The following is a 22,534-nucleotide window of genomic DNA, read 5'->3' on the forward strand; positions in this document are numbered from 1 at the left end:
TGTGCAGTTGTGCAATAGTCAGCGATTTTTTTGCTAGGAGCGCAATGTTTCGATCGACGAGGCGGCAGAAAGAGTGCAGGATGGCATCAGAGGTAGCTGCGCCGACTAATCCGGACTGGCACGTGGCCGTTTCACGCATCTAGACAGTTTCGCGAGGAGAATTACGTGCTGTGGTCCTTGCTCCTGCGTTATCTGCGGCCGTATTGGCAGCTGCTGACCGGGGTGATCGTCTTTCAACTGGCTCAGTCGATCGCGTCTCTCTTTCTGCCCACTCTGAATGCCGACATCATCGATGAGGGTGTGGCCACTGGCGACACCGGCTATATTTTGCGCGTCGGCGGCGTCATGCTGATCATCACCCTCGGCCAGATCATCTGCGCGATTGTGGCCGTGTACTTCGGGGCCAAGGTAGCCATGAAGGTCGGTCGTGATCTGCGTGGCGACGTCTTTAGCCGGGTTGGCGAATTCTCCGAGCAGGAGGTCGCCCGCTTTGGCGCGCCGTCGCTCATTACCCGCTCCACCAATGACGTGCAGCAGGTGCAGATGCTCGTGCTGACGACGTGCACGCTGCTGGTCTCTGCGCCGATTCTCAGCATCGGCGGTGTGATCATGGCGATCCGTCAGGACGTGCAGCTGTCCTGGTTGATCGCCGTCAGCGTGCCGATTCTGCTCATCGCGGTGGGTCTCATCGTGGTGAGAATGGTGCCGTTATTTCGCAAGATGCAGACCCGCATCGACACCGTCAACCGGGTACTGCGGGAGCAGCTCACCGGCATGCGTGTCGTGCGGGCGTTCGTGCGCGAGACGCAAGAGATCGCCCGATTTGCCCAGGCCAATCAGGACGTCACCGACGTTGCACTCAGCTCCGGCCGATTGATGGCGCTGATGTTCCCCATCGTCATGCTCGTGCTGAACGTATCGAGCGTTGCCGTGATCTGGTTCGGTGCGTTCCGCATCGAAGACGGTTCGATGCAGGTTGGCACCCTGATCGCCTTCCTCAGCTATCTCATGCAGATTCTCATGGCCGTCATGATGGCAACATTTATGGCCGTCATGATTCCGCGTGCCGCCGTCTCAGCCGACCGCATCGGCGAGGTTCTCGAAACCTCGTCGAGTGTAGTGCCGCCGGCGAACCCGGTGAACGTGATAGTCGGCCACGGTGAGCTTGAACTGCTCGACGTGGGCTTCGCCTACCCCGGCGCCGAACAGCCGGTGCTGCAGAACGTGAGCTTCATCGCCCGCCACGGTGAAACCACCGCGATTATCGGCAGCACCGGCAGCGGCAAGACCACGCTGGTCAATCTGCTGCCGCGACTGTTCGACGCCACGAGCGGTTCCGTGCTGGTTGACGGCGTCAACGTGCGTGAGCTCAACCCCGACCTGCTCTGGGGAAGTATCGGTCTCGTCCCGCAAAAGCCGTACCTCTTCTCTGGCACCGTGCGCAGCAACCTGCTCTATGGCAAACCGGATGCGAGCGACGACGAACTCTGGCAGGCGCTGACCATCGCGCAGGCGCGGGAGTTTGTCGCGGAGATGGACGGCGGACTCGACGCACCGATTGCCCAGGGCGGCACCAACGTGTCTGGCGGCCAGCGCCAGCGCCTCGCTATTGCCCGAGCCCTGGTGAAACGGCCAGAACTCTACATTTTTGACGACTCGTTCTCGGCGCTTGACCTGGTAACGGATGCCCGCCTGCGGCTCGCCCTCAAACAGAGCACCGACGGGGCGACGATGGTCATCGTCGCCCAGCGAGTGTCGAGCATCATCGAGGCCGACCAGATTCTCGTGCTCGAAGACGGCCGCATCGTCGGTCGGGGAACTCACGAACAACTACTCGAGTCAAACACCACGTACCAAGAAATTGTGTCATCCCAGCTCACCGCGGAGGACGCAGCATGAGCGAGACCCACGCCGACGACAAGCCGGCTGCGCGTCCGCAGCGCGGCGGGGGCCCCTTCGGCGGCATGAACCTGCCGGTCGAGAAATCGATGAACTTCACCGCCTCCGGCAAACGACTGCTCGGAAAACTGCGGCCGGAACGCCTCTGGCTGGCCCTCGTCTTCGCCCTCGCCGTGATTAGCGTCACGTTTTCGGTGCTCGGCCCGCGTCTGCTCGGCGAGGGCACCAACCTGATTTTTTCCGGCGTCATCTCGAAGCCCCTGCCGAGCGGCAGTAACCAGGCCGACGTGATCGCTGGTCTTCGGGCATCCGGTGATACCACCCAGGCCGACATGCTCAGCGGTATGACGCTCACCCCTGGCCTCGGCATCGACTTCGCCATGCTCTCTACCGTGCTGTTGTGGGCGCTCGCGCTCTATGTACTCTCGAGCGTGTTCAGCTGGATGCAGGCCTACGTGCTCAACGGTGTCGTGCAACGAACGGTGTACCGGCTGCGCGAGGAGATCGAGGCGAAGATCAACCGCCTGCCGCTGAGTTACTTCGACAAGAAGCCGCGCGGCGAGCTGCTCAGCCGGGTCACCAACGACGTCGACAATATCTCGCAGAGCCTGCAGCAGTCGCTCAGCCAGGTGGTGACCAGCCTGCTCACCGTGATCGGCGTCATCGTGATGATGCTTATCCTCTCGCCGCTGCTCGCGTTGATTGCGCTCGTCACGGTGCCGATCACCCTGGTGATCACCACCGTCATCGCGAAGCGGTCGCAGAAGCTGTTCGTGGCACAGTGGGCCAACACCGGCGAGCTGAACGGGCAGATTGAAGAGACGTTTACCGGCCACGCCCTGGTTAAGGTATTCGGACGGCAGAAAGAGGTCGACGCGCGGTTCAGGGCGAAGAACGACGAGCTGTACGAAGCGAGCTTCGGCGCGCAGTTCATCAGCGGCATGATCATGCCGGCGATGACCTTCATTGGCAACCTCGTCTACGTTGCCATCGCGGTTGTCGGCGGTCTGCAGGTCGCCTCCGGTGCTATGCAGCTCGGTGACGTTCAAGCGTTCATTCAGTATTCCCGCCAGTTCACCCAGCCGCTCGCACAGCTGGGGTCGATGGCGAACCTGCTGCAGTCGGGCGTCGCATCCGCTGAACGGGTGTTCGACCTGCTCGACGCCGACGAGCAAAGCGAAGACCCAGAACCTGCAACTGCGCCAACCACGGGCCAAGCCGAGGTGCACGGCCGTCTGGTCTTTGAGAACGTGTCGTTCCGCTACGCGCCGGACAAGCCGCTGATTGAGGAACTGAGCCTGATCGCTGAGCCGGGGCAGACCATCGCTATCGTCGGACCGACCGGGGCCGGCAAGACCACCCTGGTCAATCTCATGATGCGGTTCTACGACATCGATGCCGGGCGCATCCTGCTCGACGGTGTCGACGTGTCGACCATGACCCGGCATGACCTGCGTCGCCGCATGGGTATGGTGCTGCAGGATACCTGGCTGTTCGGCGGCACGATCCGCGACAATATCGCCTACGGCCGACCGGATGCGACGGAGGCCGACGTTCTCGCCGCCGCCAAGGCCACCTATGTTGACCGCTTCGTGCATTCCCTGCCCGATGGCTACGAGACCGTGCTTGACGATGAGGGCAGCAACGTGAGCGCCGGCGAGATGCAGTTGCTCACCATCGCTCGGGCGTTCCTGGCCAAGCCGAGCGTGCTCATCCTCGACGAGGCGACCAGCTCGGTCGATACGCGCACGGAAGTGCTCGTGCAGAAGGCGATGAGCGCGCTGCGGGCGGAGCGCACGAGCTTCGTGATCGCGCACCGGTTGTCGACGATTCGCGACGCGGACGTGATTCTCGTCATGGAGTCAGGACGCATTGTGGAGCAGGGCAACCACGTGGCACTGCTCGCCGCGAATGGTGCGTACCACGCGTTGTACGCCGCGCAGTTCGCGGCGCCGGTCGCCGACGAGGTGTAACGGCTCCTCCACCGGAACGGTTTCGGCCAGAATTCTACAGATCCCGGCCGCCCGTGACGCAGCTGAGCCGGAACCGGGCACAGTGTCGGCATGCAACCAACCATCGTCAAAGCCCAGAAGGCCCAGGACTTTCTGGCACTCGTTCCCCAGCTGCTCGGTTTTCTGCCCGAGACCAGCGCGGTCCTCGTCGCGTTTCGCGGCAACCGCACCTGCGGCGCGTTGCGCTTCAACCTGCCAGAAGACGGTGCATCGCAGAAGGTGTACAAACGCATTGCAACGACGCTGGCCGGGATGCTGTGTAAAATTCCTGGCGTCGACGCTGTTGTACCCGTCATGTATTCCGACGAATCCTTCGTCGGAGTCCGTGGAATTCCGGGTGAGCGTTTTGCGGATATTTTGAATCGACGGCTCGAACTCAGCGGATTTCTGTTGCGTGACTCGCTGTGTGTGGCAGCGGATGCCTGGGGCAGCTACCTCGACCCGGAGTGCCCGGCTGGCGGGCATCCGCTCAGTGATATTGCTGCGTCACCGGTGAACGAGCAGCCGGCGACGTTTCCCGAACGCCCGCTGGGTACGCTGCAAAACGGCGCGGATCCTGTCGGCGTCAACCTGGCGTCCAAGGAACGCCTGGCCCGGATCTATCGGCGGTACCGCCACCTGCTCGCTCGGGCCGAGAATGCTCCGACGTTGTTTCCGACCCTCGGTGTGTTGCTCGACCCGGTAGCGATCGCCGAGGCCGCATTGACCTGGAGCACTCCGCCGACCGAAGATGATGCGGCAGCGCTGCTGGTGCTCGTCCAATCACCGCCGAATCGCGACCAGATCATGGTGCAATTTGCCTTTGGACGCGAGGAGGGTGTGCGTGCCCAGGAGATCAACCAGCATTACGCTCTGCTCCAACACGAAACCGGTCGAAGCCTCGACGATATCGTCACCGATGAGATCAACTTGGGTGATCCCGGTGCGCAGCACACCAGCGACATCATGATTGGCCTCCGACGAGACAGACCAGATGTCGACCGTATTCGCATTGCCATCACCCTGCTGCGCACCGTGGTCGCGATGGCTCCGCGGTCGGCCAGGCCGGCGCCGCTCTGCATGCTGGCCTGGCTGTCCTGGGCGCTCGGCAGCGGTTCGGTGGCCGGATTCTTCGTTGACCAGGCACTCGCCATCGACTCGCGGTACAGCATGGCGAACCTACTTCAGCTGCTGTTCGCCTCGGGACACCTGCCGGAGTGGGCGTTCGCGGTGCCGCGCAGCGATGACGATGAATCAGCGGGCGATGAGGAGCTTCGGTTCGAGGCTGACGACGCTGTTGATGGTTTCGAGGAGGACGACTATTTCCTCGACGTGGACGACGGTTTTAACGACGAGAACGACGAGAACGACGACGACGATCTAGAAGGCGACCTAGACGACGACGAAGACGAGCGCGCCGTGGGTGGTTGACCTAGTAACGACCACACGCGACCCGCCCCGGCATCCGTTTGGATGCAGGGGCGGGTCGCGGCGAATGGTCTACATGTACTTCGGCGCGTCCGAGAGCACACCGTGCAGAATCTCACCGATCTCGGCGAATTCCTTCGGGCCGATGGTCAGCGGGGGAGCGAGCTGAACAACCGGGTCGCCACGGTCATCCGCTCGGCAATACAGTCCGGCCTCATACAGCGCCTTCGACAGATAACCGCGGAGCAAACGCTCGGACTCGTCATCGTTGAACGTCTCCTTGGTGCCCTTGTCCTTGACCAGCTCGATTCCGAAGAAGTAGCCGGCACCGCGCACGTCGCCGACGATCGGCAGGTCGAGGAGCTTCTCGAGCTCCTTGCGGAACAATGGCGAGTTCTCGCGCACGTTTTCGTTGAGCTTTTCCTCCTCGAAGATATCGAGGTTAGCCAGGGCGACAGCCGAGGAAACCGGGTGGCCGCCAAAGGTGTAGCCGTGATAAAACGTCGTGTCGCCGTGCTTGAACGGTTCGTAGATGCGGTCACTGATGATGGTCGCGCCGATCGGCGAGTATCCGCTCGTCATGCCCTTGGCGCAGGTGATCATGTCGGGCTGAATATCATAGGTCGTCGAGGCAAACATATTGCCGATGCGACCGAATGCCGTGATGACCTCGTCGGCTACCAGGAGCACGTCGTACTTGTCGCAAATTTCGCGCACGCGCTTGAAGTAGCCGGGCGGCGGCGGAAAGCAGCCACCGGAGTTCTGCACCGGCTCCAGAAATACGGCGGCGACGGTTTCCGGGCCCTCGAACTCAATCATTTCTTCGATGCGGTTCGCAGCCCACTGCCCGAACATTTCGAGGTTGTCGCCGAGGCCGAGGCCAGGGCTCATCTCGTCGGCGCGATAGAAGTTCGTGTTGGGAACGCGAAAACCACCGGGGGTGACCGGCTCGAACATTTCCTTCATGGCGGGAATGCCGGTGATGGCCAGCGCGCCCTGCGGAGTGCCGTGGTATGCCACGTTGCGCGAGATGACCTTGTGCTTGGTGGGTCGACCCATCAGCTTCCAGTAGTATTTGGCGAGCTTGAACGCTGTCTCGACGGCTTCGCCGCCTCCGGTGGAGTAGAAGACACGGTTGAGATCGCCGGGGGCGTAGCTGGCGAGGCGGTCCGCGAGTTCGATTGCATTCGGGTGCGCGTACGACCAGATCGGGAAGAAGGCGAGTTCCTCGGCCTGCTTCGCGGCGACCTCGGCCAGGCGCTTGCGTCCGTGTCCGGCGTTGACCGTGAACAGACCGCTCAGGCCGTCGATGTACTTCTTGCCCTGGGAATCCCAGATGTGGTGGCCCTGGCCCTTGACGATGATGGGAACTCCCGCACCGGATTCCATCACCGACTGACGAGAGAAGTGCATCCAGAGGTGGTCCTTGGCCTTCTGCTGCAGCTCGGCATTGTGAGCGTCACTGAAAGCGGTCGAGGCTTCGGTGGGTGTGGTGAGCGTCATTTTTTACCGTGTTCCCCAGTTATAGAACTGTTTGTGGAGTTTGAGATAAACGAATGTCTCGGTGGAGAGGACTCCGTCGAGGTTGCGGATCTGAGAGTTGAGCAGTTCGAGCAGCTCGTCGTCGTCTTCACAGACGACCTCGGCGAGAATGTCAAAGGTGCCGGCCGTGAGAACGACGTAGTCCACGGCGTCAATTGCCGCGAGCTGCTCGGCGAGAATGCGAGTGTCGGTGGACGCCCGAATGCCGATCATGGCCTGGCGAAAAAAGCCGAGCTGCATCGGATCGGTGACGGCGACGACCTGCATGACGCCGGAGTCGGTGAGCTTCTGCACGCGTTGCCGCACAGCGGCCTCACTGAGACCGACGGCTTTGCCGATCTCCGCGTAGGACCGACGTCCGTCGACCTGCAGCTGTTCGATGATCTTTTTTGACACATCGTCGAGCTGGGCCGGCTTGGGCGGGTGGCTTCGCCGTTGACCATTCATGCATCGATTGTGTCAGTCAAAATGTACTTCGGCAAGTGAATCCGTCGCACATAATACAAATTACTGCGGATTTCATTTGTGAATCTGAATGCGCATGAAACCGAAATAGGTACACTGGGCCGCATGGGCGCCCCCGAACTACGCAACTTCGTCAATGGCCGCTACGCCGAGTCGATCGGGGCAGAGCGATTCGACCTGGTCGACCCCGCGACGGAGGTGGTCTACGGCAGTAGTCCGGTGTCGAACCGGGCAGATGTCGATGCGGCCTACCGGGCTGCGGCATCCGCTTTCGAAATTTGGGGTGAGACGACCCCGGCTGTTCGGCAGCTGGCACTGTTTCGCATAGCGGATGCGATCGAGGCGCGCGCCGAGGAATTTGCCGATGCCGAGTCGCTCGACACCGGCAAACCGCGCTCCACCCTGGTCGAGGACGAGATATTGCTCTCGGTCGATCAGATTCGGTTCTTCGCGGGAGCCGCTCGCAACCTCGAGGGCCGCGCGGCAGGCGAGTATATGACCGACCACACCTCCTTCATTCGCCGCGAGCCAATCGGCGTCGTCGGTCAGGTCACACCGTGGAACTACCCGTTGAACATGGCGGTCTGGAAGTTCGCTCCAGCGCTCGCCGCGGGAAACACGACCGTGCTCAAGCCCTCAGACACCACCCCGAGTGCGACGCTGCTGCTGGCCGAGGTTGCGGCGGAATTTCTGCCGGCCGGCGTGCTCAACGTGATCACCGGCGATCGCTCGACCGGCGCCGCCATGATCGACCACAAGATTCCACAGCTCGTGTCGATCACCGGTTCGGTGCGGGCCGGAATGGCCGTGGCCGCGGCAGCCTCCCACGACCTCAAGCGCGTGCACCTGGAACTCGGCGGCAAGGCACCGGTGATTGTGTTCGACGATGCCGATATCGACCTCGCCGTGGCCGGCATTGTCGCGGCGGGCTTCTTTAACGCCGGTCAGGACTGCACGGCGGCGACCAGGCTGCTCGTGCAAGCCGGAATTCACGACGAATTCGTCGCCGCGCTCGCCGCCTATGCCCGGGACAACGCGCGCACCGGAGCGCCTAGTGAGGCAGGAATCCTGTTCGGACCGGTCAACAACGCCAACCAGCTTGCCCAGGTCACCGGTTTCATTGACCGGCTACCCGACCACGCTGTGCTCAGTCTCGGCGGCGATCGCATCGGCATGACCGGCTATTTTCACGAGGCAACCATCGTGAGTGGGCTGTTGCAGACCGATGAGGCGGTACAACAGGAGATCTTCGGCCCGGTGATGACCGTGCAGCGGTTCACCGATGAGGCGGAGGCGCTGCGCTGGGCCAACGACGTGCAATATGGGCTCGCGTCGTCGGTGTGGACCCGCGATCACGGGCGGGCGATGCGTTTCGCCAAACACCTCGACTTCGGCTGCGTCTGGATCAACACGCACATTCCGATCGTTGCCGAGATGCCGCACGGTGGTTTCAAGCACTCCGGTTACGGCAAGGACCTCTCGATGTACGGCTTCGAGGACTACACCCGGATCAAGCACGTGATGAGTTATATCGGACACTAGGCCGGTACGGTGTCAACGAACGGTGACGATATTATGATTCAAGTCCTTCGGTGAACGTTGGAACGGCGGGGCCGACTTGGCGCCCCACATTCGGAAGGCACCGCCCGTGACCCAGATTGGTCAAGGTTCGACCGGTTTTCGCGTTGAACTACCCAGCGTCGCAACGACGTTAACGCTGGCTTGGGCTGCGTTGACCGATGTTGGCCATCGCCGCGAGGTCAATGAAGATAGTCTGCTTGCCGCACCGCCGCTATTTGCTGTTGCTGACGGCATGGGCGGGCACTCGGCCGGAGACGTTGCCAGCGCCGCCGTGGTGACCAGGCTCGCCGAACTTTCTGGAACGCTCGTGGCCGAGGCTGGATCGATTGATCGGGCGCTCGTGCTCGCGGTTGAGGACATGGCGCAGGGTGTCGGAGTGACCGACCAGGGCACCGGAACCACGGTGACCGGTGTGGCCTTGGCTCTCGTCTCGGATGCCGTCAGCTGGATCGTCTACAACATCGGTGATTCCCGGGTCTACCAGTTGACCGGAGGCGTACTCGAGCAGGTCACCACCGATCACTCGGTCGTGCAGGAACTTGTCGACGCCGGTCGCATCACGCGCGAAGAAGCGGATGTGCACCCACACGGCAACATCATCACCCGCGCGGTCGGCTTTCACGAACCGCCCATTCCCGACTATCGCATTCTGCCTATTCAGGCCGGGATGCGCATCCTGGTCTGCTCCGACGGGCTTACCAAGGAACTAACGTCCTACGGTATCCGTCATTTTCTGCTCGAAAAGAAGCTGGCAGCGGATGCCGTCGCCGCAATGGTCGAGGCGGCCCTCGAAAACGGTGGTCGTGACAACGTCACCGCGATCGTCGTCGACGTGCTGGCGGTCGACCCCTACGAGGCGCCAGAAGCCTGATCGCTCTCGGCTGGCGTCTTCGCTGGTCGAGGCGCTAGACCACTCGCGTATTATGTAACGAGTGAATGAGACCCTGCCCCCGTGCCCTGCATGCTCCAGCGACCTGACCTATGAAATGGGCGCTCTGCTGGTGTGCCCGCTCTGCGCCCACGAGTGGTCGGATGAACCGGTTGACGAAGAGCAGGAGACCGTCGTTAAGGACGCCTTCGGAACCGTTTTGTCCGACGGTGACACCGTATCGGTCATCAAGGATCTCAAAGTCAAGGGCCAATCGTTGTCGATCAAGGTCGGCATGAAGGTGCGTAACATTCGTCTCGTCGACCCGGTTGACGGCCACGACATTGACTGCAAGGTCGATGGTTTTGGTTTCATGCAACTCAAGAGCAGCTTGGTCAAGAAGGTCTAAGTGAGCAAATTGTGACGTGTCGGATTTGCGGTGCCTGGCTTTCGGCCGGCTCCCTGTTCTGCGGCGAATGCGGTAGCTCCCGCACCGCCACAGTGGCGTCCCGCAAGCGTCCAGACCCGCGCCCGAACGACACGACGATCATTGCCCGGCTGCCGCGCCCACCCGCTGTCATCTCCATACCGATTCCCGCCACCCTGCCGGAGCCGGTGGGGGTATCCGGTGTCGTGCCTGAGGTTTCGCCCGCAGCCCCGATCGTCGCACTGCCGAGTAGGGCTTCCTTCGAGTTGAGCTTCAGCACTGGTCAGACGGTGTCCGTGCAGGGATCAGGCCTCATCGGCCGCAAACCCCTACCTCAACCCGACGAACTATTTGACGACCTCATTCGGGTAGTGGATGCCGACCGTTCCGTCTCGAAGACCCACCTGGAATTCGGCCAGCACGACGGGGAATTCTGGGTCAGTGACCGGGTCTCTGGCAACGGCACGGTCATTCGTCGGCCCGGCGACGCTGCCGAGACGTTGGAGCCGGGACGCCGCTATGTGCTTCCGAGAGAAACCAGGGTCGAGATCGCCGACATCTCGTTCACGGTCGACTGACCGGCCGCTCCTCCACAGGCGGCAACCACGCCCGCTTGTACACCGATACTCCCATTTACGCCCGCCACAGGGGTGCTGGCTGGTCTGCTTGACCTGTGTCCACCGTCGAAGAGCCCCTCACGTTGCCGCCGACGCCGAGCGCGCCGCAGCCCGCCGCTTTTCCGCTACTGGCGACGGTGGCGCCCTTGGTCGCCGCGGGTTTGATTTGGCTGATCACGGGTTCGGCGTTCGCGTTGATCTTCGCCGTGCTGAGTCCTCTCATCGCGGTGGCGAGTCTGTTCGACTCGAAGCACTCCGGCCGCAAGGGGCGAATTGCCGATGCGGCGTCACAGATCGAGGCCATAACCGTGCTTCGATCAGCGATCGCTGAACGCCAAGCCCGTTGGCGCGATGCTGCCTGGCAGCACACTCCGTCGGCCCGCAACATTGTGCGTGGCCTGGCCGCGGCCGCTCGTTGGCGACAAGTAGATGCAACGCTGGTCACCCTGGGCACCGGCCCAGCCGCCAGCGGCATCAGACTCGGTGGAGCCACCGGTCCGAACGAGTACCGCGAATTGAGGGAGCGGGCCGCGACCGTCAGCGACGCGCCCATCGTTGTAGACGTGGCCACGGGGCTTGGCATCGTCGGCCCCGAGCCGCTTTCGGCAGCGTTGGCCCGGGCGGTGCTCGTGCAACTGTGCTTCGCCCTGTCACCCCACGACGTGGGGCTCAAGGTCGATGCTCCCGGTTGGGAGTGGGCAGCACACCTCCCACACGCCAACGTGTCAGCGGCAAGCCGGCTCATCGTGCTGAGCGAGACGGCAGCCGTGGCACTGCCGCGCACAGCTGGCGCGCCGCAACCCGGCCCCACGCGGCTGTTCATCGCCGTAGCCACGCGCCTGGAAGACCTTCCCCCCGGGTGCGGAACCGTCGTACGGGTGGGTGGCCCCGGGCGAGCACACGTTGTTCGCTCGCCGAACCGTGCGCCGCCGATAGAGTTTTGCCCGGAACTGCTGGCTCGGGCCGAGGCCGCCGACTTCGCCGTGGCGCTGGCCGGGCAAGCACGAGCGGCCGGGCTTCTCGCCGCGGCCGGAACGATTCCGTCGAGCCCGACTCTGCGGGAACTGCTCGCCGCCGACACGTCATCGTTCAGCACGGCACCGTCGAGCGTGGCCGGCCGGGCTCCTTCCGAACTCTCGTGCCCGATCGGAGTTGGCTGCGATGGGCCGGTGCGCATCGATCTGGTGCAGTCCGGACCACACGCCGTCGTTGGCGGCACAACGGGCAGCGGCAAGAGCGAGCTCCTGACGACCTGGGTGGCCTCCCTGGCGGCGACTTACTCGCCCGATCAGCTGAACTTTCTGCTCGTCGACTTCAAGGGCGGCGCCGCGTTGCAGCCACTCGGGCGCCTGCCGCACTGTGTCGGCCTGATCACCGACCTCGACTCACATACGGCGGCCCGTGCCTTGGCGAGTCTGGGGGCCGAGCTTCGTTACCGCGAGCGGATGCTGAGCGCAGCTGGTGCGCGGGATCTGACCGACGTTCGCCTGGTGCATCCGCTGCCCCGGCTGGTCATCGTCGTGGATGAATTCGCGACCATGCTTGGGGCCTTCCCCGAGCTGCACGCTCTGTTCGTCGACATTGCCGCGCGTGGCCGGTCACTCGGGGTGCACCTAATTTTGTGCACTCAACGGCCGGCCGGGGTGGTGCGCGATGCCCTCCTGGCCAACTGCAGCCTGCGCCTATCGCTGCGGGTGAACAATCGCGCCGACAGCCAGGCGGTGATCGGAACGGACGCCGCGGCCGCGCTGGCACCGAATCAGCCCGGGCGGTGCGTGGTCGCCACCGAGATGAACGAACCGATGCTCTGCCAGGTAGCTTCGACCGGGGAAGCCGACATTGCTTACATCGCGGAGGCTTCCGCGTTATCGACACCCTCTGGTGGCCCCGCGCGGCGGCCGTGGCTGGATGCGCTGCCGCAGCTGGTGACCGCGACCGATCTGCGCGCGGTCGATCAATTAGGTGCACGAGCAGAGGAGGCCCCTGCGCTGGGCTACCGCCTCGGATTGCTCGACGAACCGGAGCGTCAGCGCTACCGCGTGTTCGCCTACGAACCCCAAACCGATGGGCACCTGCTCGTCGTCGGCGGAGCCGGCTCCGGCAAGTCCACGCTGCTGCATACCCTCGCCCGGGTGATTTCCGGCAGCGCGGTCGAGCAGCGCGTCGAGGTTGACCACATCAGCGGCGACATTGAGATGGTCTGGGACGCCCTGGAACGGGTCTGCACCGCGATTGAAACCGGAACTCAGACGGCCTCAGCGCCACGACTGCTGTTGTTTGACGACTTCGACTCGGTCTGTGCCCGTTGGCACCCTGACCATCGCCTGGCCGCGGTCGACATGCTCACCGGGCTGTTGCGTGACGGACCGGCCGCCGGGGTGCACATCGTCGTCGCCGTGCAACGACACACCAGCGTGATCCCCGGCCTGGCAGCCCTCTGCCAGAGCACGCTGCTGCTGAAATTGCCCAGCGTGCAGGACCACCTTGCTGCCGGAGGGCTCTCAACCGGCTATAACCCGGCACTGCCACCAGGCGGGGGAGTGTGGCGCACTCTCCGCGTGCAACTGCTCGCGCCGGACGCCGCGCTGCCCGCTCAGCCCGATTCGATGCCCATAGCTTTCCCTACGCGACTTCCCACGGCGCTCCCCGCCGCGCTCCCCACGGCGGGACCGCTCCTGATCGTGTCCTCGTCACCGGCGCGAACGGCCGCACGCCTGCGCGCTGCCCTAGCGCTCCCGGTGATCGAGCTGGCGGCAACGAGTGGGCCGGCGGCATCCGCTCTGCAGATCACTGTCGACGGGAGTCAAACGGATGCTCACGGCCAGCTGATCGTCGTCGGTGACTCCGACACCTGGCAGACGAACTGGACGATGCTGGCGCGGCTACACAGCAGCCACGCCAGCATTGTCTTCGATCGGTGCAGTCTCTCGGACTTTCGGTTGATCAGTCACCGGCGTGAATTGCCGCCACCGCTTGCACCCGGGCGCGGCCGGGTGTGGGTATTGCATCCTGACGGGGAGGTGACGCGCGCGGTCCTGCCGGAAACGGCCGATCAGCACTGACGCGAGATCAGCACTGAGGCGAGATCAGCACTGACGCGAGTTCAGCACCTCCGCGAGTGGACGGTGTCTCAGGCCATGGGCGATCGCCACGGGCGCGCTGATCAGGTGCCCGCCGAAGACGTTGAGGCCGAGAGCGAGCGAGGGATCCGCTCGCAGCGCGTTCACCCAGCCAAGCGTTGCGAGAGCCCGAATGTAGGGCAGCGTCGCGTTGGTCAGCGCGTAGGTCGAGGTGTGCGGCACAGCACCTGGCATGTTTGCAACGCAGTAGAACAACGATCGATGCACAGTGAACGTGGGGTCGGCGTGCGTGGTCGGGTGGGTGCCTTCGAAGCATCCGCCCTGGTCAACAGCGATATCCACCAGCACACTGCCCGGTTTCATTCGTGACACCAACTCGTTGCTGACCAGCTTCGGAGCCTTCGCCCCCGGAATTAGCACCGAACCGATGACCATATCGGCCTCCGATACGGCCTTGTCAATTTCGAAGCTGTTCGAGGCGATGGTCTTGACCCGGCCGAAGTGCAGGGAGTCGATCTCGCGCAGCCGAAACAGATTGGTGTCGAGCACGGTGACCTCTGCGCCGAGTCCGAGCGACACCTGCATTGCGGCGGTGCCAGCGACGCCGCCGCCGAGAACAGCGATCTTGGCCGGATGGGTGCCGGGTACGCCGGGTACCAGCAGACCGAGGCCACCGTTCGGTTTGAGCATGGCATTAGCGCCCACGATCGGTGCCAGTCGACCGGCGACCTCACTCATCGGCGCCAACAGGGGCAGGGACCGCGACGGCAGCTGCACCGTCTCGTAGGCGATCGCGGTGACCCCACTGGCGAGCAGGGCCCGGGTCAGTTCGGGTTCCGCTGCGAGGTGCAGGTACGTGAACAGCACCAGCCCGGCGCGAAAGTAGCCGTATTCGCTCGACACCGGCTCCTTCACCTTCAGCAACAGATCAGCGGATGCCCACACGCTCGCGGCGTCCGGCAGAATCGTGGCTCCGGCTGTTGCATACTGCTCGTCGCTGATCGACGAGCCTTCCCCTGCACCGGCCTGCACGAGAACCTCGTGACCGTGGCCGACCAGGTCGTGCACCCCGGCGGGAGTGATCGCGACCCGAAACTCATTGTTCTTGATCTCGGTGGGAACTGCGATCTTCATGGTGCTCCTCACGATTTCTCTTGCGCATCACCCTAGTATTCGATACCAACGATTTCGAGGGCGACCCCTCTGCGTCAAGCTGAGTGCGAATATGTGCTGATTTCGTGACAAATCGATTGCAAGATCAATGTTTTGACCAGTTTCAGGTGCGATTACCTATGATTTGTGTAACTATCGACCAACTCACAACGCAGAGAGTACTGACCGTGCGTGCCCAGAATTCTAGGAGAACCTTGATGAAGTCCAAGCCGCTGCCCGCCGACCCTATGATTCGCCAGCTCATTCGTCAGGCACAGAACTCGCAAATGGGCCGTCGCACGCTGCTGGCCGGCGCCGGTGCCGGTGCTACGGCTCTCGCGCTCGCCGCCTGCTCCTCAGGAACCGCGGCCAAGCCCACTGCTGCGGCAGACACTTCGGCGACAGACAAGACCATCCGCTGGGACAACTGGGCTCTCTACATCGACGTCGATGATGCGGGAAACTATCCAACGCTTGAAGCATTCAAGGCACAGACGGGTATTTCGGTCAAGTACACCGAAGCCGTCGACGACAACAACTCCTATTACGGCAAGGTGAAAGATCAGCTCGCCCTCGGTCAGGACATCGGCGCCGACGTCGTCTGCCTGACCGACTGGATGGTCAGCCGCATGATTCGATTCGGCTACACCCAGAAACTCGACCACGCGAACATTCCCAACCTCGCCAATCTGCTGCCGTCGCTGCAGGACGTGGATTTTGACCCTGGTCGTGCCATGAGCGTGCCGTGGCAGGGCGGATTCGCCGGACTGGCCTGGAACAAGGAAAAGTATCCGCAGGGACTCACATCGGTCGAAGACCTCTGGGCGCCCGATCTGAAGGGTCGCGTCGGTGTGCTCTCCGAAATGCGCGACACCATGGGCCTGATCATGCTCGATCAGGGCGTCGACATCTCCGGTGACTGGGGAGAAGACGAGTTCACCGCCGCCATCGACGAATTCGAGAAGCAGGTCTCCGACGGCCAGATTCGCAACATCAAGGGCAACTCGTACAAAGAGGACCTCGCCAACGAGGACACCCTAGCCGCGATCGTTTGGTCGGGTGACATTGTGCAGCTCAACGCCGAAAACGGCGACAAGTGGGGCTTCATCGTTCCCGCAAAGGGCGGCACGCTCTGGAACGACAACTTTGTGGTTCCGATCGGATCGCCCGGTAAGAAAAACGTCGAAGAACTCATCAACTACTACTACGACCCGGCCGTTGCCGCCGAGGTCGCCGCCTACGTCAACTACATCACCCCGGTTGTCGGCGCCAAGGAAGCCATGCTGGCCATCGACCCGGCGCTCGCCGAAGATCCGCTGATCTTTCCCGACGACGCGACCCTCGCCAACGCCTACGTCTTCCGGGGCCTCGATGGCACGGAGGAGCAGATTTTCAACAACCAGTTTCAGGCGATCCTGCTAGGTGCAGCCTGATGGGCGACGGTGCGTTCGCTGATCGTGGCGCCGACCTCCAACTGGTCGGTATCGAAAAACGTTTCCCCGGGTTCACCGCTATTGAAAATCTCAACCTCACCATTCCGGCCGGGTCATTCTTCGCGCTGCTCGGCCCCTCCGGCTGCGGCAAGACGACGACCCTGCGTCTGGTCGCCGGCCTGGAGGAACCGACCAACGGCCGCATCCTCATCGGGGGAGCGGATGTGACGAATCAGAAATCCTTCCAGCGCCCGGTTAACACGGTGTTCCAGAGCTACGCCCTGTTTCCGCACATGACCGTGCTGGAGAACGTCGCCTTCGGGCTGCGTCGCCGCAAGATCGAAGGCCCCGTGGCTAAGGCGCATGAGGCACTCCTCCTGGTGGAACTCGATCACCTCGCTCACCGCAAACCGCAGCAGCTCTCCGGCGGTCAGCAGCAGCGAGTTGCCCTGGCCAGAGCGATCGTGAACCGACCGGCGCTACTGCTACTTGATGAGCCGCTCGGCGCCCTCGACCTCAAGCTGCGACGTCAGATGCAGCTCGAGCTGAAGACGATTCAAGAAGAGGTTGGCCTGACCTTTCTGCACGTGACCCACGACCAGGAGGAGGCCATGACCATGGCCGACACCATCGCGGTCATGAACAAGGGCCGGATCGAGCAGATGGGCGAGCCGCAGCAGCTTTACGAGCTGCCGAAGACAGCGTTCGTGGCAAACTTTCTCGGTCAATCCAACCTGTTCACCGGACCGGTCGTGTCGACAACGAGCACCGCCATCGCCGTCGACGTGTCTGGCCAGAAGATTGTGGTGCCGCTCGGGCGGGCGCACCGGGTCTCTGGCGAGGTCACGATTGGTGTGCGTCCCGAAAAACTCACCCTGCACGTCGATGCACCCGCCCACGACTCTGGCCGCAATGCCATGGGCCCCGGCAAGGTCATCGACGTGTCCTTCAGCGGGGTCAGCACCCAATACCTCGTTGCCGTTCCCAGCGTCGGCACGCTCGTGGTGTTCGCCCAGAACATGGCTTTCGGACCGGCGGCACACGTCGGCGCTGAGGTCTGGCTCAGCTGGAACGTCGACCACGGCTTCGGGCTCGACGACGATCCGGCCGATACTCCGCGATTCGAAGCTGATCTCGACACCAAGACCATCGCCCAGCAGCGTCGGTCGTCGCTGATCACGGAGCTTGAGGAGGCCTGACGATGGCCTTCGCCGTACTCGCGTCAACAGCGCCGTCAACCACGAGCGCACCGTCGAGCGACCCGGTTGCTCGGCGTCGCAGCCCGGTCGCGCTCTTTCTGCTGTTGCCGGGCATCCTGTATCTGGTGTTGTTCTTTCTTACCCCGTTGGTGTCATTGCTGCTGACCTCGTTTCAAGCTCCACGGGAGTTCGGCGACATCGGCCAGTATGACTATGCCTTTCGCTGGCAGAACTACGTCGAGGTCGTCACGACCTATTGGCCGCACATTGTGCGTTCCTTTAGTTATGCGCTCGCGGCGACGTTCTTCGCCCTGCTGATCAGCTACCCGCTGGCCTACTTCATTGGGGTGAAGGCGCGGCGCTGGCCGCTGCTGCAAAGCCTCATGCTCGTGCTCGTGATCGCGCCGTTTTTCATCAGTTTTCTGCTGCGCACCCTGGCCTGGAAGCAGCTGTTCTCCGACGAATCCTACGTCGTGCAGTCGCTCAAGGCCCTCTCACTGCTGGCACCGGAAGCCCACGTGACCGGCACGGCATTCTCGGTGATCTTCGGCCTGACCTACAACTTCATTCCGTTCATGACCCTGCCGCTGTACACAACGCTGGAGCGACTCGACGTGCGCTACCTCGAAGCCGGAAACGATCTCTACGCGAGCCCTTTCCAGGTGTTTCGCAAGGTCACCATTCCGCTGTCAATGCCCGGCATCGTTGCGGGCACCCTACTCACCTTCATCCCAGCGGCCGGCGATTATATCAACGCCAGCCGGGACTTTCTCGGCGGCACCGGTACCCAGATGATGGGTAACGTGATCGAGGCCAACTTTCTGGTGCTGCAAAACTTTCCCGCCGCCGCCGCACTGTCGATCCTTCTGATGACGGTGATTCTCGTGATCGTCGGTATCTACATCAAACGATCCGGAACGGAGGAGCTGCTGTGAAACTCTCCCTCGGCAAATGGTTGCTGCCGGTCTACAGTGCCTTGGCTCTGCTGTTTCTCATGATCCCGATCGGATACACCTTCGTCTACTCCTTCAACGACTCCCATAAATCGAATATCACCTGGCAGGGCTTCACCTTCGACAAGTGGCTGAACGTCTGCAACGTGCAGAACGGAGTCGTCTGCCAGGCCTTCGGCAACAGCCTGTTTATCGGGGCCGTCGCCACCGTTATCGCGACCACTCTCGGAACCATGATCGCGATTGCCCTCGTGCGTTACCGGTTCAAATTTCGGTCACAGACCAGCCTGCTGCTGTTTTTGCCGATGGCGACCCCGGAGGTCGTGCTCGGCGCGGGACTGGCGGCCCAGTTTCTGTCGATCGGAGTGCCGAAAGACATGCTGACGATCATTCTCGCGCACACCATGTTCTGCATCAGCTTCGTGGTGGTCACGGTCAAGGCGCGGGTGGCGAGTCTCGACCCGGCGCTCGAAGAAGCGGGCCGCGACCTCTACGGTTCGGCCGTGCAGGTCTTCGCTCGCATCACCTTTCCGTTGCTACTGCCCGGAATTCTCGCGGCTGCATTACTCTCGTTCGCCCTGTCTTTCGACGACTTCATCATTACGAACTTCAACTCCGGTGCTGTGACGACGTTCCCGAAGTACATCTACATTTCGGCTGCACGCGGCATTCCGGCCGAGGCCAACGTGCTCGCCTCGGCCGTATTCATTCTCGCGCTCGTCGTCGTCGTGACGGTGCAAGTGTCCGGGGCAGCGAGAGCGCGGCGACTGGCCAAGCTCAGCTAGTCGAGGCCAGGGCGAAGGCCTCGCGGGCGATCGCCGAACCGGTTAGACGTAGCTCGCGCGAATCTCTCCGACCGGAAGGCCGCCGCCGGTGATGGTGAGGTCGAGTTCTGGCAGCAACTCGTCGACATCCGCTCGCGTGAGCGCTCCGGCATCGGCGAGCAGGCCCAGCGCGACAGCGGCGGCGGCGCGCAGGTTGCCATCGAGAATCTTCAGCGCCACCGTCGTACCGTTCTCGGCGGCGGCGACCATGATGCCCTCGGCGCCGCCCTTCACGAACAGACCGAGCCGGTCGATCACGATGCTGTCGGAGTGGCCGGGACCAGCAATGACCCAGCCGTTGGCGCGCACAGCTTCGGCGAGAAAGCCGGCCTCCCGGTAGATCGCGAACGGCGAGTTGGACTTGCTCGTGGCAATGCGGGCGATGCCGCGCGCCAATCCGGTGAGCGAAATAGCGTGCACCGGGGCGCCGCACCCATCGACGCCCGAGGCTTCAGATCGTTCGCCGGTAAACCGTTCGAGCACGTCGAGAATGCGTTTTTGCAGCGGATGCTCCGGCTGCAGATACCCCTCCAGCGCCCAGCCGTTCTGCTGGCAGGCCACGAGCATGGCCGCGTGCTTGCCCGAGCATTCCATATAGACCGGAGCCTTGCTGGCCCCGAGTCGCACCAGAGCGTCACGCGCGGCGGAGTCGATCGGCCAGGCGGCCAGGCAGGCGAGAGCGGTTTCGGGCACTCCGGCCCGGCTGAGCAACCCCCGCACCAAAATGATGTGTTCTGCCGTGCCGGTGTGACTCGCGGTGGCGATGGCAGCATCCGCTCCCCGCAGGGCGACGCCGCTGGCCATGACAGCAACGGCCTGGAACGGTTTCATCGCCGAACGCGGAAAAACCGGGCTGGTGACATCGCCGAGCGTGCGCAGCACCTCGCCATTGGTGCCGAGCACGATTGCCGAACCGGCGTGCCGGGATTCAACGAAGCCGCTGCGCGTAACGACGGCAAGCTCGACGGAATCGTCGACCGTGAAAGTTTCAGTCACGAGGGGACTACAGCGTAGCGATGGCGTCGTCGATCACCGAGAGGGCGTCGACGATGAGGGCATCGGAGAGCGCGAGGCTCGGCAGGAAGCGCAGCACGTTGCCGTAGGTTCCTGCGGTGAGGAGCAGAACGCCGTGCTGGCTGGCGTAGCTGGAGATGGCGCTGACGGCGGCAGCATTCGGCGTTTTCGTGGTGTCACCGGTGCCGGGCTGCACCAGTTCGATGGCCATCATAGCGCCGTGGCCGCGAATCTCACCGATGATGTTGTACTTGTTCTTCAGCGCGGTCAGGCCCGCGGTGAGGGACTTTCCGATGCGCGCTGCCTCGCCGAGCAGGTTGCCCGCCTCGATCGCCTCGAACACGGCGATCGCCGCGGCGCAGGCGACGGGATTACCACCGAAGGTGCCGCCGAGGCCACCGGGCTGGGCGGCATCCATGATCTCGGCGCGGCCGGTGACGGCGGCGAGTGGGAAGCCACCGGCAATGCCCTTGGCGGTGAGCACGAGGTCGGGGATCCAGCCGAAGTGCTCGCTCGCGAAGTACTTTCCGGTGCGGGCCATTCCGCTCTGAATCTCATCGGCGATCATCACGACACCGTTGATGGTGCACCATTCCTGCAGGGCGGGCAGGTAGCCATCTGCTGGCACCATGAAACCGCCCTCACCCTGAATGGGTTCAACGACGAGGCAGGCCAGATCGGATGCCCCGATCACCTTGTCGAGGTAGGCGATCGTGCGCGCGGCCGCCTCGGCGCCGGTCAGACCGTCGTGATAGGGGTAAGAGCTCGGTGCGTGGTACACATCGCTCGCGAGTGGGCCGAAACCGGCCGCGTATGGCATGGCCTTGTAGTTCATAGCCATGGTCAGCACGGTGCGACCGTGGTACGCGTGGTCAAGTACCGCGACGGCGCGGCGGCCGGTGTACTTGCGGGCGATCTTCACGCCGTTCTCGACGGCTTCGGCGCCGGAGTTGATGAGCACGCTCTTCTTCGCGAAGTCACCGGGGGTGTGCTCGGCGAGCAGCTCGGCGACGCGCACGTATTCTTCGTACGGCGTGATGGTGAAGAGGGTGTGAATGAAGTCCTGGGACTGTTCGACGGCGGCCGCGACAACGCTCGTCTCGGTGTGGCCGATCGTGGTCACGCCGATTCCGGCTCCGAGGTCGATGAACTGGTTGCCGTCGACGTCAACCAGGATCGCGCCGTTGGCTTTGGCAATGTAGACGGGGAGCATGGAGCTGACACCGTCGGAGACGACCGCTCGGCGCCGCTCATGCAATGCCGCCGAGATCGGACCGGGGATGGCGGTGACGATCTTTCGTTCTTGCACTATGACGTATGGAGAAGGTGCAGTTGTGGTGGCGGCAACGGTGGCAGAATCAGAAAGGGTGTCAGTCATGGTGATTCCACTGTACCCACCGGGGCAGCGTGAACCTGACTTCGGCTGCAAGAATCTGTGTAGGGCGAAATCATGCATGGATAGGGGAGAAGTATGAACGGAATGCACGAATATGCGGTGCGGGTCGAGTGGACCGGCAATCGCGGCACCGGAACGAGCCACTATAAGGCATACGGGCGCGATCATCTGATTTCGCCGGCCGGCCGGGCATCCGCTGAGAAGGCGCCCATCATGGGCTCGTCCGACCCCACGTTTCACGGTGATAACGACCGCTGGAATCCCGAGGAACTGCTGCTCGCAGCGCTCAGTCAATGCCATCTGATGTCGTACCTGCACGTGGCTGCCCGCAACGGGGTCATTGTGACGGCATATACGGATGCCCCGATCGGCACCATGGAACAGGTCGGAGACGGTGGCCACTTCACCACGGCCACCCTGCGGCCACGAGTCACGATCACCGACCCCGAGCAGGTCGAGTTCGCGCAGTCGCTGCACGCCGAGGCCGCCCGTGAATGCTTCATCGCGGCATCCGTGAACTTTCCGGTCGGTCACGAGCCGGTCACCACGGCGTAGGGGCTCGGCGACCAACACTCACGGCTCGGTGACGTCGGCTCAAATTACGCATGACGCGGTACTGCGGTTTGCATAGTAGTGTGGGATCCGTTGAAGGCTCGCGCCGATCG

At 63.0% G+C, this 22,534-nt stretch carries 18 protein-coding genes; 13 read left to right on the forward strand and 5 right to left on the reverse strand.

What is annotated here, in order from left to right:
* Positions 1-165 precede the first annotated feature (165 nt).
* The 3 genes from CXY75_RS16925 to CXY75_RS16935 all read left to right on the forward strand — a co-directional run bounded on the left by CXY75_RS16925 (position 166) and on the right by CXY75_RS16935 (position 5,321).
* Positions 166-1,899, forward strand: a complete 1,734-nt coding sequence (locus CXY75_RS16925; RefSeq protein WP_104083975.1) for an ABC transporter ATP-binding protein — start codon at positions 166-168, stop codon at positions 1,897-1,899.
* On the forward strand, positions 1,896-3,872 hold the full coding sequence (locus CXY75_RS16930) for an ABC transporter ATP-binding protein (protein ID WP_104083976.1): 1,977 nt from the start codon (positions 1,896-1,898) through the stop codon (positions 3,870-3,872). The genes CXY75_RS16925 and CXY75_RS16930 overlap by 4 nt, the downstream gene beginning before the upstream one ends.
* A 90-nt stretch (positions 3,873-3,962) precedes the next feature.
* Positions 3,963-5,321, forward strand: coding sequence for a DUF4192 domain-containing protein (locus CXY75_RS16935; protein WP_104083977.1), 1,359 nt, complete (start codon positions 3,963-3,965; stop codon positions 5,319-5,321).
* Positions 5,322-5,390: 69 nt separating this feature from the next.
* Here the strand turns inward: CXY75_RS16935 and CXY75_RS16940 are convergent, their stop codons facing one another.
* The gene (locus CXY75_RS16940) at positions 5,391-6,821 is read right to left on the reverse strand and encodes an aspartate aminotransferase family protein (protein ID WP_104083978.1); all 1,431 of its coding nucleotides are present in this window, start codon (positions 6,819-6,821) and stop codon (positions 5,391-5,393) included.
* Between the two features lie 3 nt (positions 6,822-6,824).
* A complete protein-coding gene (locus CXY75_RS16945) occupies positions 6,825-7,307 on the reverse strand; it encodes an Lrp/AsnC family transcriptional regulator (protein WP_104083979.1) in 483 nt (160 codons plus the stop codon).
* 123 nt (positions 7,308-7,430) lie between these two features.
* Here CXY75_RS16945 and CXY75_RS16950 point away from each other — a divergent pair, with 123 nt between their 5' ends.
* From CXY75_RS16950 to CXY75_RS16970, 5 genes are all read left to right on the forward strand, one after another.
* On the forward strand, positions 7,431-8,867 hold the full coding sequence (locus CXY75_RS16950; RefSeq protein WP_104083980.1) for an aminobutyraldehyde dehydrogenase: 1,437 nt from the start codon (positions 7,431-7,433) through the stop codon (positions 8,865-8,867).
* Positions 8,868-8,973: 106 nt separating this feature from the next.
* Entirely contained in the window at positions 8,974-9,777 is an 804-nt protein-coding gene (locus tag CXY75_RS16955; protein ID WP_369826745.1) for a PP2C family serine/threonine-protein phosphatase, read from the forward strand.
* A 61-nt stretch (positions 9,778-9,838) separates the two neighbouring features.
* Positions 9,839-10,183 carry a zinc ribbon domain-containing protein YjdM gene (locus CXY75_RS16960; protein ID WP_104083981.1) on the forward strand — a complete coding sequence of 115 codons (345 nt, stop codon included), beginning with the start codon at positions 9,839-9,841 and terminating at the stop codon, positions 10,181-10,183.
* Positions 10,184-10,194: 11 nt separating this feature from the next.
* Positions 10,195-10,779 (forward strand): FHA domain-containing protein, encoded by a 585-nt coding sequence (locus CXY75_RS16965; protein ID WP_104083982.1) that lies wholly within the window; start codon positions 10,195-10,197, stop codon positions 10,777-10,779.
* Positions 10,780-10,874: 95 nt separating this feature from the next.
* Positions 10,875-13,880 carry an FtsK/SpoIIIE domain-containing protein gene (locus CXY75_RS16970; RefSeq protein WP_104083983.1) on the forward strand — a complete coding sequence of 1,002 codons (3,006 nt, stop codon included), beginning with the start codon at positions 10,875-10,877 and terminating at the stop codon, positions 13,878-13,880.
* 24 nt (positions 13,881-13,904) lie between these two features.
* On the opposite strand, the gene ald is transcribed toward CXY75_RS16970, so the two are convergent.
* The gene (ald, locus tag CXY75_RS16975; RefSeq protein WP_104083984.1) at positions 13,905-15,032 is read right to left on the reverse strand and encodes an alanine dehydrogenase; all 1,128 of its coding nucleotides are present in this window, start codon (positions 15,030-15,032) and stop codon (positions 13,905-13,907) included.
* 236 nt (positions 15,033-15,268) lie between these two features.
* Here ald and CXY75_RS16980 point away from each other — a divergent pair, with 236 nt between their 5' ends.
* From CXY75_RS16980 to CXY75_RS16995, 4 genes are read left to right on the forward strand one after another with little or no spacing between them, the layout of a single operon-like run.
* The gene (locus tag CXY75_RS16980) at positions 15,269-16,483 is read left to right on the forward strand and encodes a PotD/PotF family extracellular solute-binding protein (RefSeq protein ID WP_104083985.1); all 1,215 of its coding nucleotides are present in this window, start codon (positions 15,269-15,271) and stop codon (positions 16,481-16,483) included.
* Positions 16,483-17,682 carry an ABC transporter ATP-binding protein gene (locus tag CXY75_RS16985; RefSeq protein ID WP_104083986.1) on the forward strand — a complete coding sequence of 400 codons (1,200 nt, stop codon included), beginning with the start codon at positions 16,483-16,485 and terminating at the stop codon, positions 17,680-17,682. Before CXY75_RS16980 ends, CXY75_RS16985 begins: the two co-directional genes overlap by 1 nt.
* 2 nt (positions 17,683-17,684) lie before the next feature.
* Positions 17,685-18,617, forward strand: a complete 933-nt coding sequence (locus tag CXY75_RS16990; protein WP_104083987.1) for an ABC transporter permease — start codon at positions 17,685-17,687, stop codon at positions 18,615-18,617.
* Entirely contained in the window at positions 18,614-19,420 is an 807-nt protein-coding gene (locus CXY75_RS16995) for an ABC transporter permease (protein WP_233201988.1), read from the forward strand. Before CXY75_RS16990 ends, CXY75_RS16995 begins: the two co-directional genes overlap by 4 nt.
* A 42-nt stretch (positions 19,421-19,462) precedes the next feature.
* Here CXY75_RS16995 and CXY75_RS17000 read toward each other — a convergent pair whose 3' ends face one another.
* Together CXY75_RS17000 and gabT are read right to left on the reverse strand one after the other, a co-directional pair.
* On the reverse strand, positions 19,463-20,455 hold the full coding sequence (locus CXY75_RS17000; RefSeq protein WP_104083988.1) for an asparaginase: 993 nt from the start codon (positions 20,453-20,455) through the stop codon (positions 19,463-19,465).
* Between the two features lie 7 nt (positions 20,456-20,462).
* Entirely contained in the window at positions 20,463-21,851 is a 1,389-nt protein-coding gene (gene gabT, locus CXY75_RS17005; protein WP_104083989.1) for a 4-aminobutyrate--2-oxoglutarate transaminase, read from the reverse strand.
* A 93-nt stretch (positions 21,852-21,944) separates the two neighbouring features.
* On the opposite strand from gabT, the gene CXY75_RS17010 reads away from it, so the two are divergent.
* The gene (locus CXY75_RS17010) at positions 21,945-22,424 is read left to right on the forward strand and encodes an OsmC family protein (RefSeq protein ID WP_104083990.1); all 480 of its coding nucleotides are present in this window, start codon (positions 21,945-21,947) and stop codon (positions 22,422-22,424) included.
* Positions 22,425-22,534: the final 110 nt, after the last annotated feature.

It is taken from the genome of Cryobacterium sp. Y11, assembly GCF_002929535.1.
Classification (GTDB): Bacteria; Actinomycetota; Actinomycetes; order Actinomycetales; family Microbacteriaceae; genus Cryobacterium.

Excerpts from the sequence above, each read along its gene's own strand:
- CXY75_RS16930 (WP_104083976.1), top strand. The coding sequence starts at position 1,896 with ATGAGCGAGACCCACGCCGACGACAAGCCGGCTGCGCGTCCGCAGCGC.
- CXY75_RS16935 (WP_104083977.1), top strand. The coding sequence starts at position 3,963 with ATGCAACCAACCATCGTCAAAGCCCAGAAGGCCCAGGACTTTCTGGCA.
- CXY75_RS16940 (WP_104083978.1), bottom strand. The coding sequence starts at position 6,821 with ATGACGCTCACCACACCCACCGAAGCCTCGACCGCTTTCAGTGACGCT.
- CXY75_RS16945 (WP_104083979.1), bottom strand. The coding sequence starts at position 7,307 with ATGAATGGTCAACGGCGAAGCCACCCGCCCAAGCCGGCCCAGCTCGAC.
- CXY75_RS16950 (WP_104083980.1), top strand. The coding sequence starts at position 7,431 with ATGGGCGCCCCCGAACTACGCAACTTCGTCAATGGCCGCTACGCCGAG.
- ald (WP_104083984.1), bottom strand. The coding sequence starts at position 15,032 with ATGAAGATCGCAGTTCCCACCGAGATCAAGAACAATGAGTTTCGGGTC.
- CXY75_RS16980 (WP_104083985.1), top strand. The coding sequence starts at position 15,269 with ATGAAGTCCAAGCCGCTGCCCGCCGACCCTATGATTCGCCAGCTCATT.
- CXY75_RS16985 (WP_104083986.1), top strand. The coding sequence starts at position 16,483 with ATGGGCGACGGTGCGTTCGCTGATCGTGGCGCCGACCTCCAACTGGTC.
- CXY75_RS16990 (WP_104083987.1), top strand. The coding sequence starts at position 17,685 with ATGGCCTTCGCCGTACTCGCGTCAACAGCGCCGTCAACCACGAGCGCA.
- gabT (WP_104083989.1), bottom strand. The coding sequence starts at position 21,851 with ATGACTGACACCCTTTCTGATTCTGCCACCGTTGCCGCCACCACAACT.
- CXY75_RS17010 (WP_104083990.1), top strand. The coding sequence starts at position 21,945 with ATGAACGGAATGCACGAATATGCGGTGCGGGTCGAGTGGACCGGCAAT.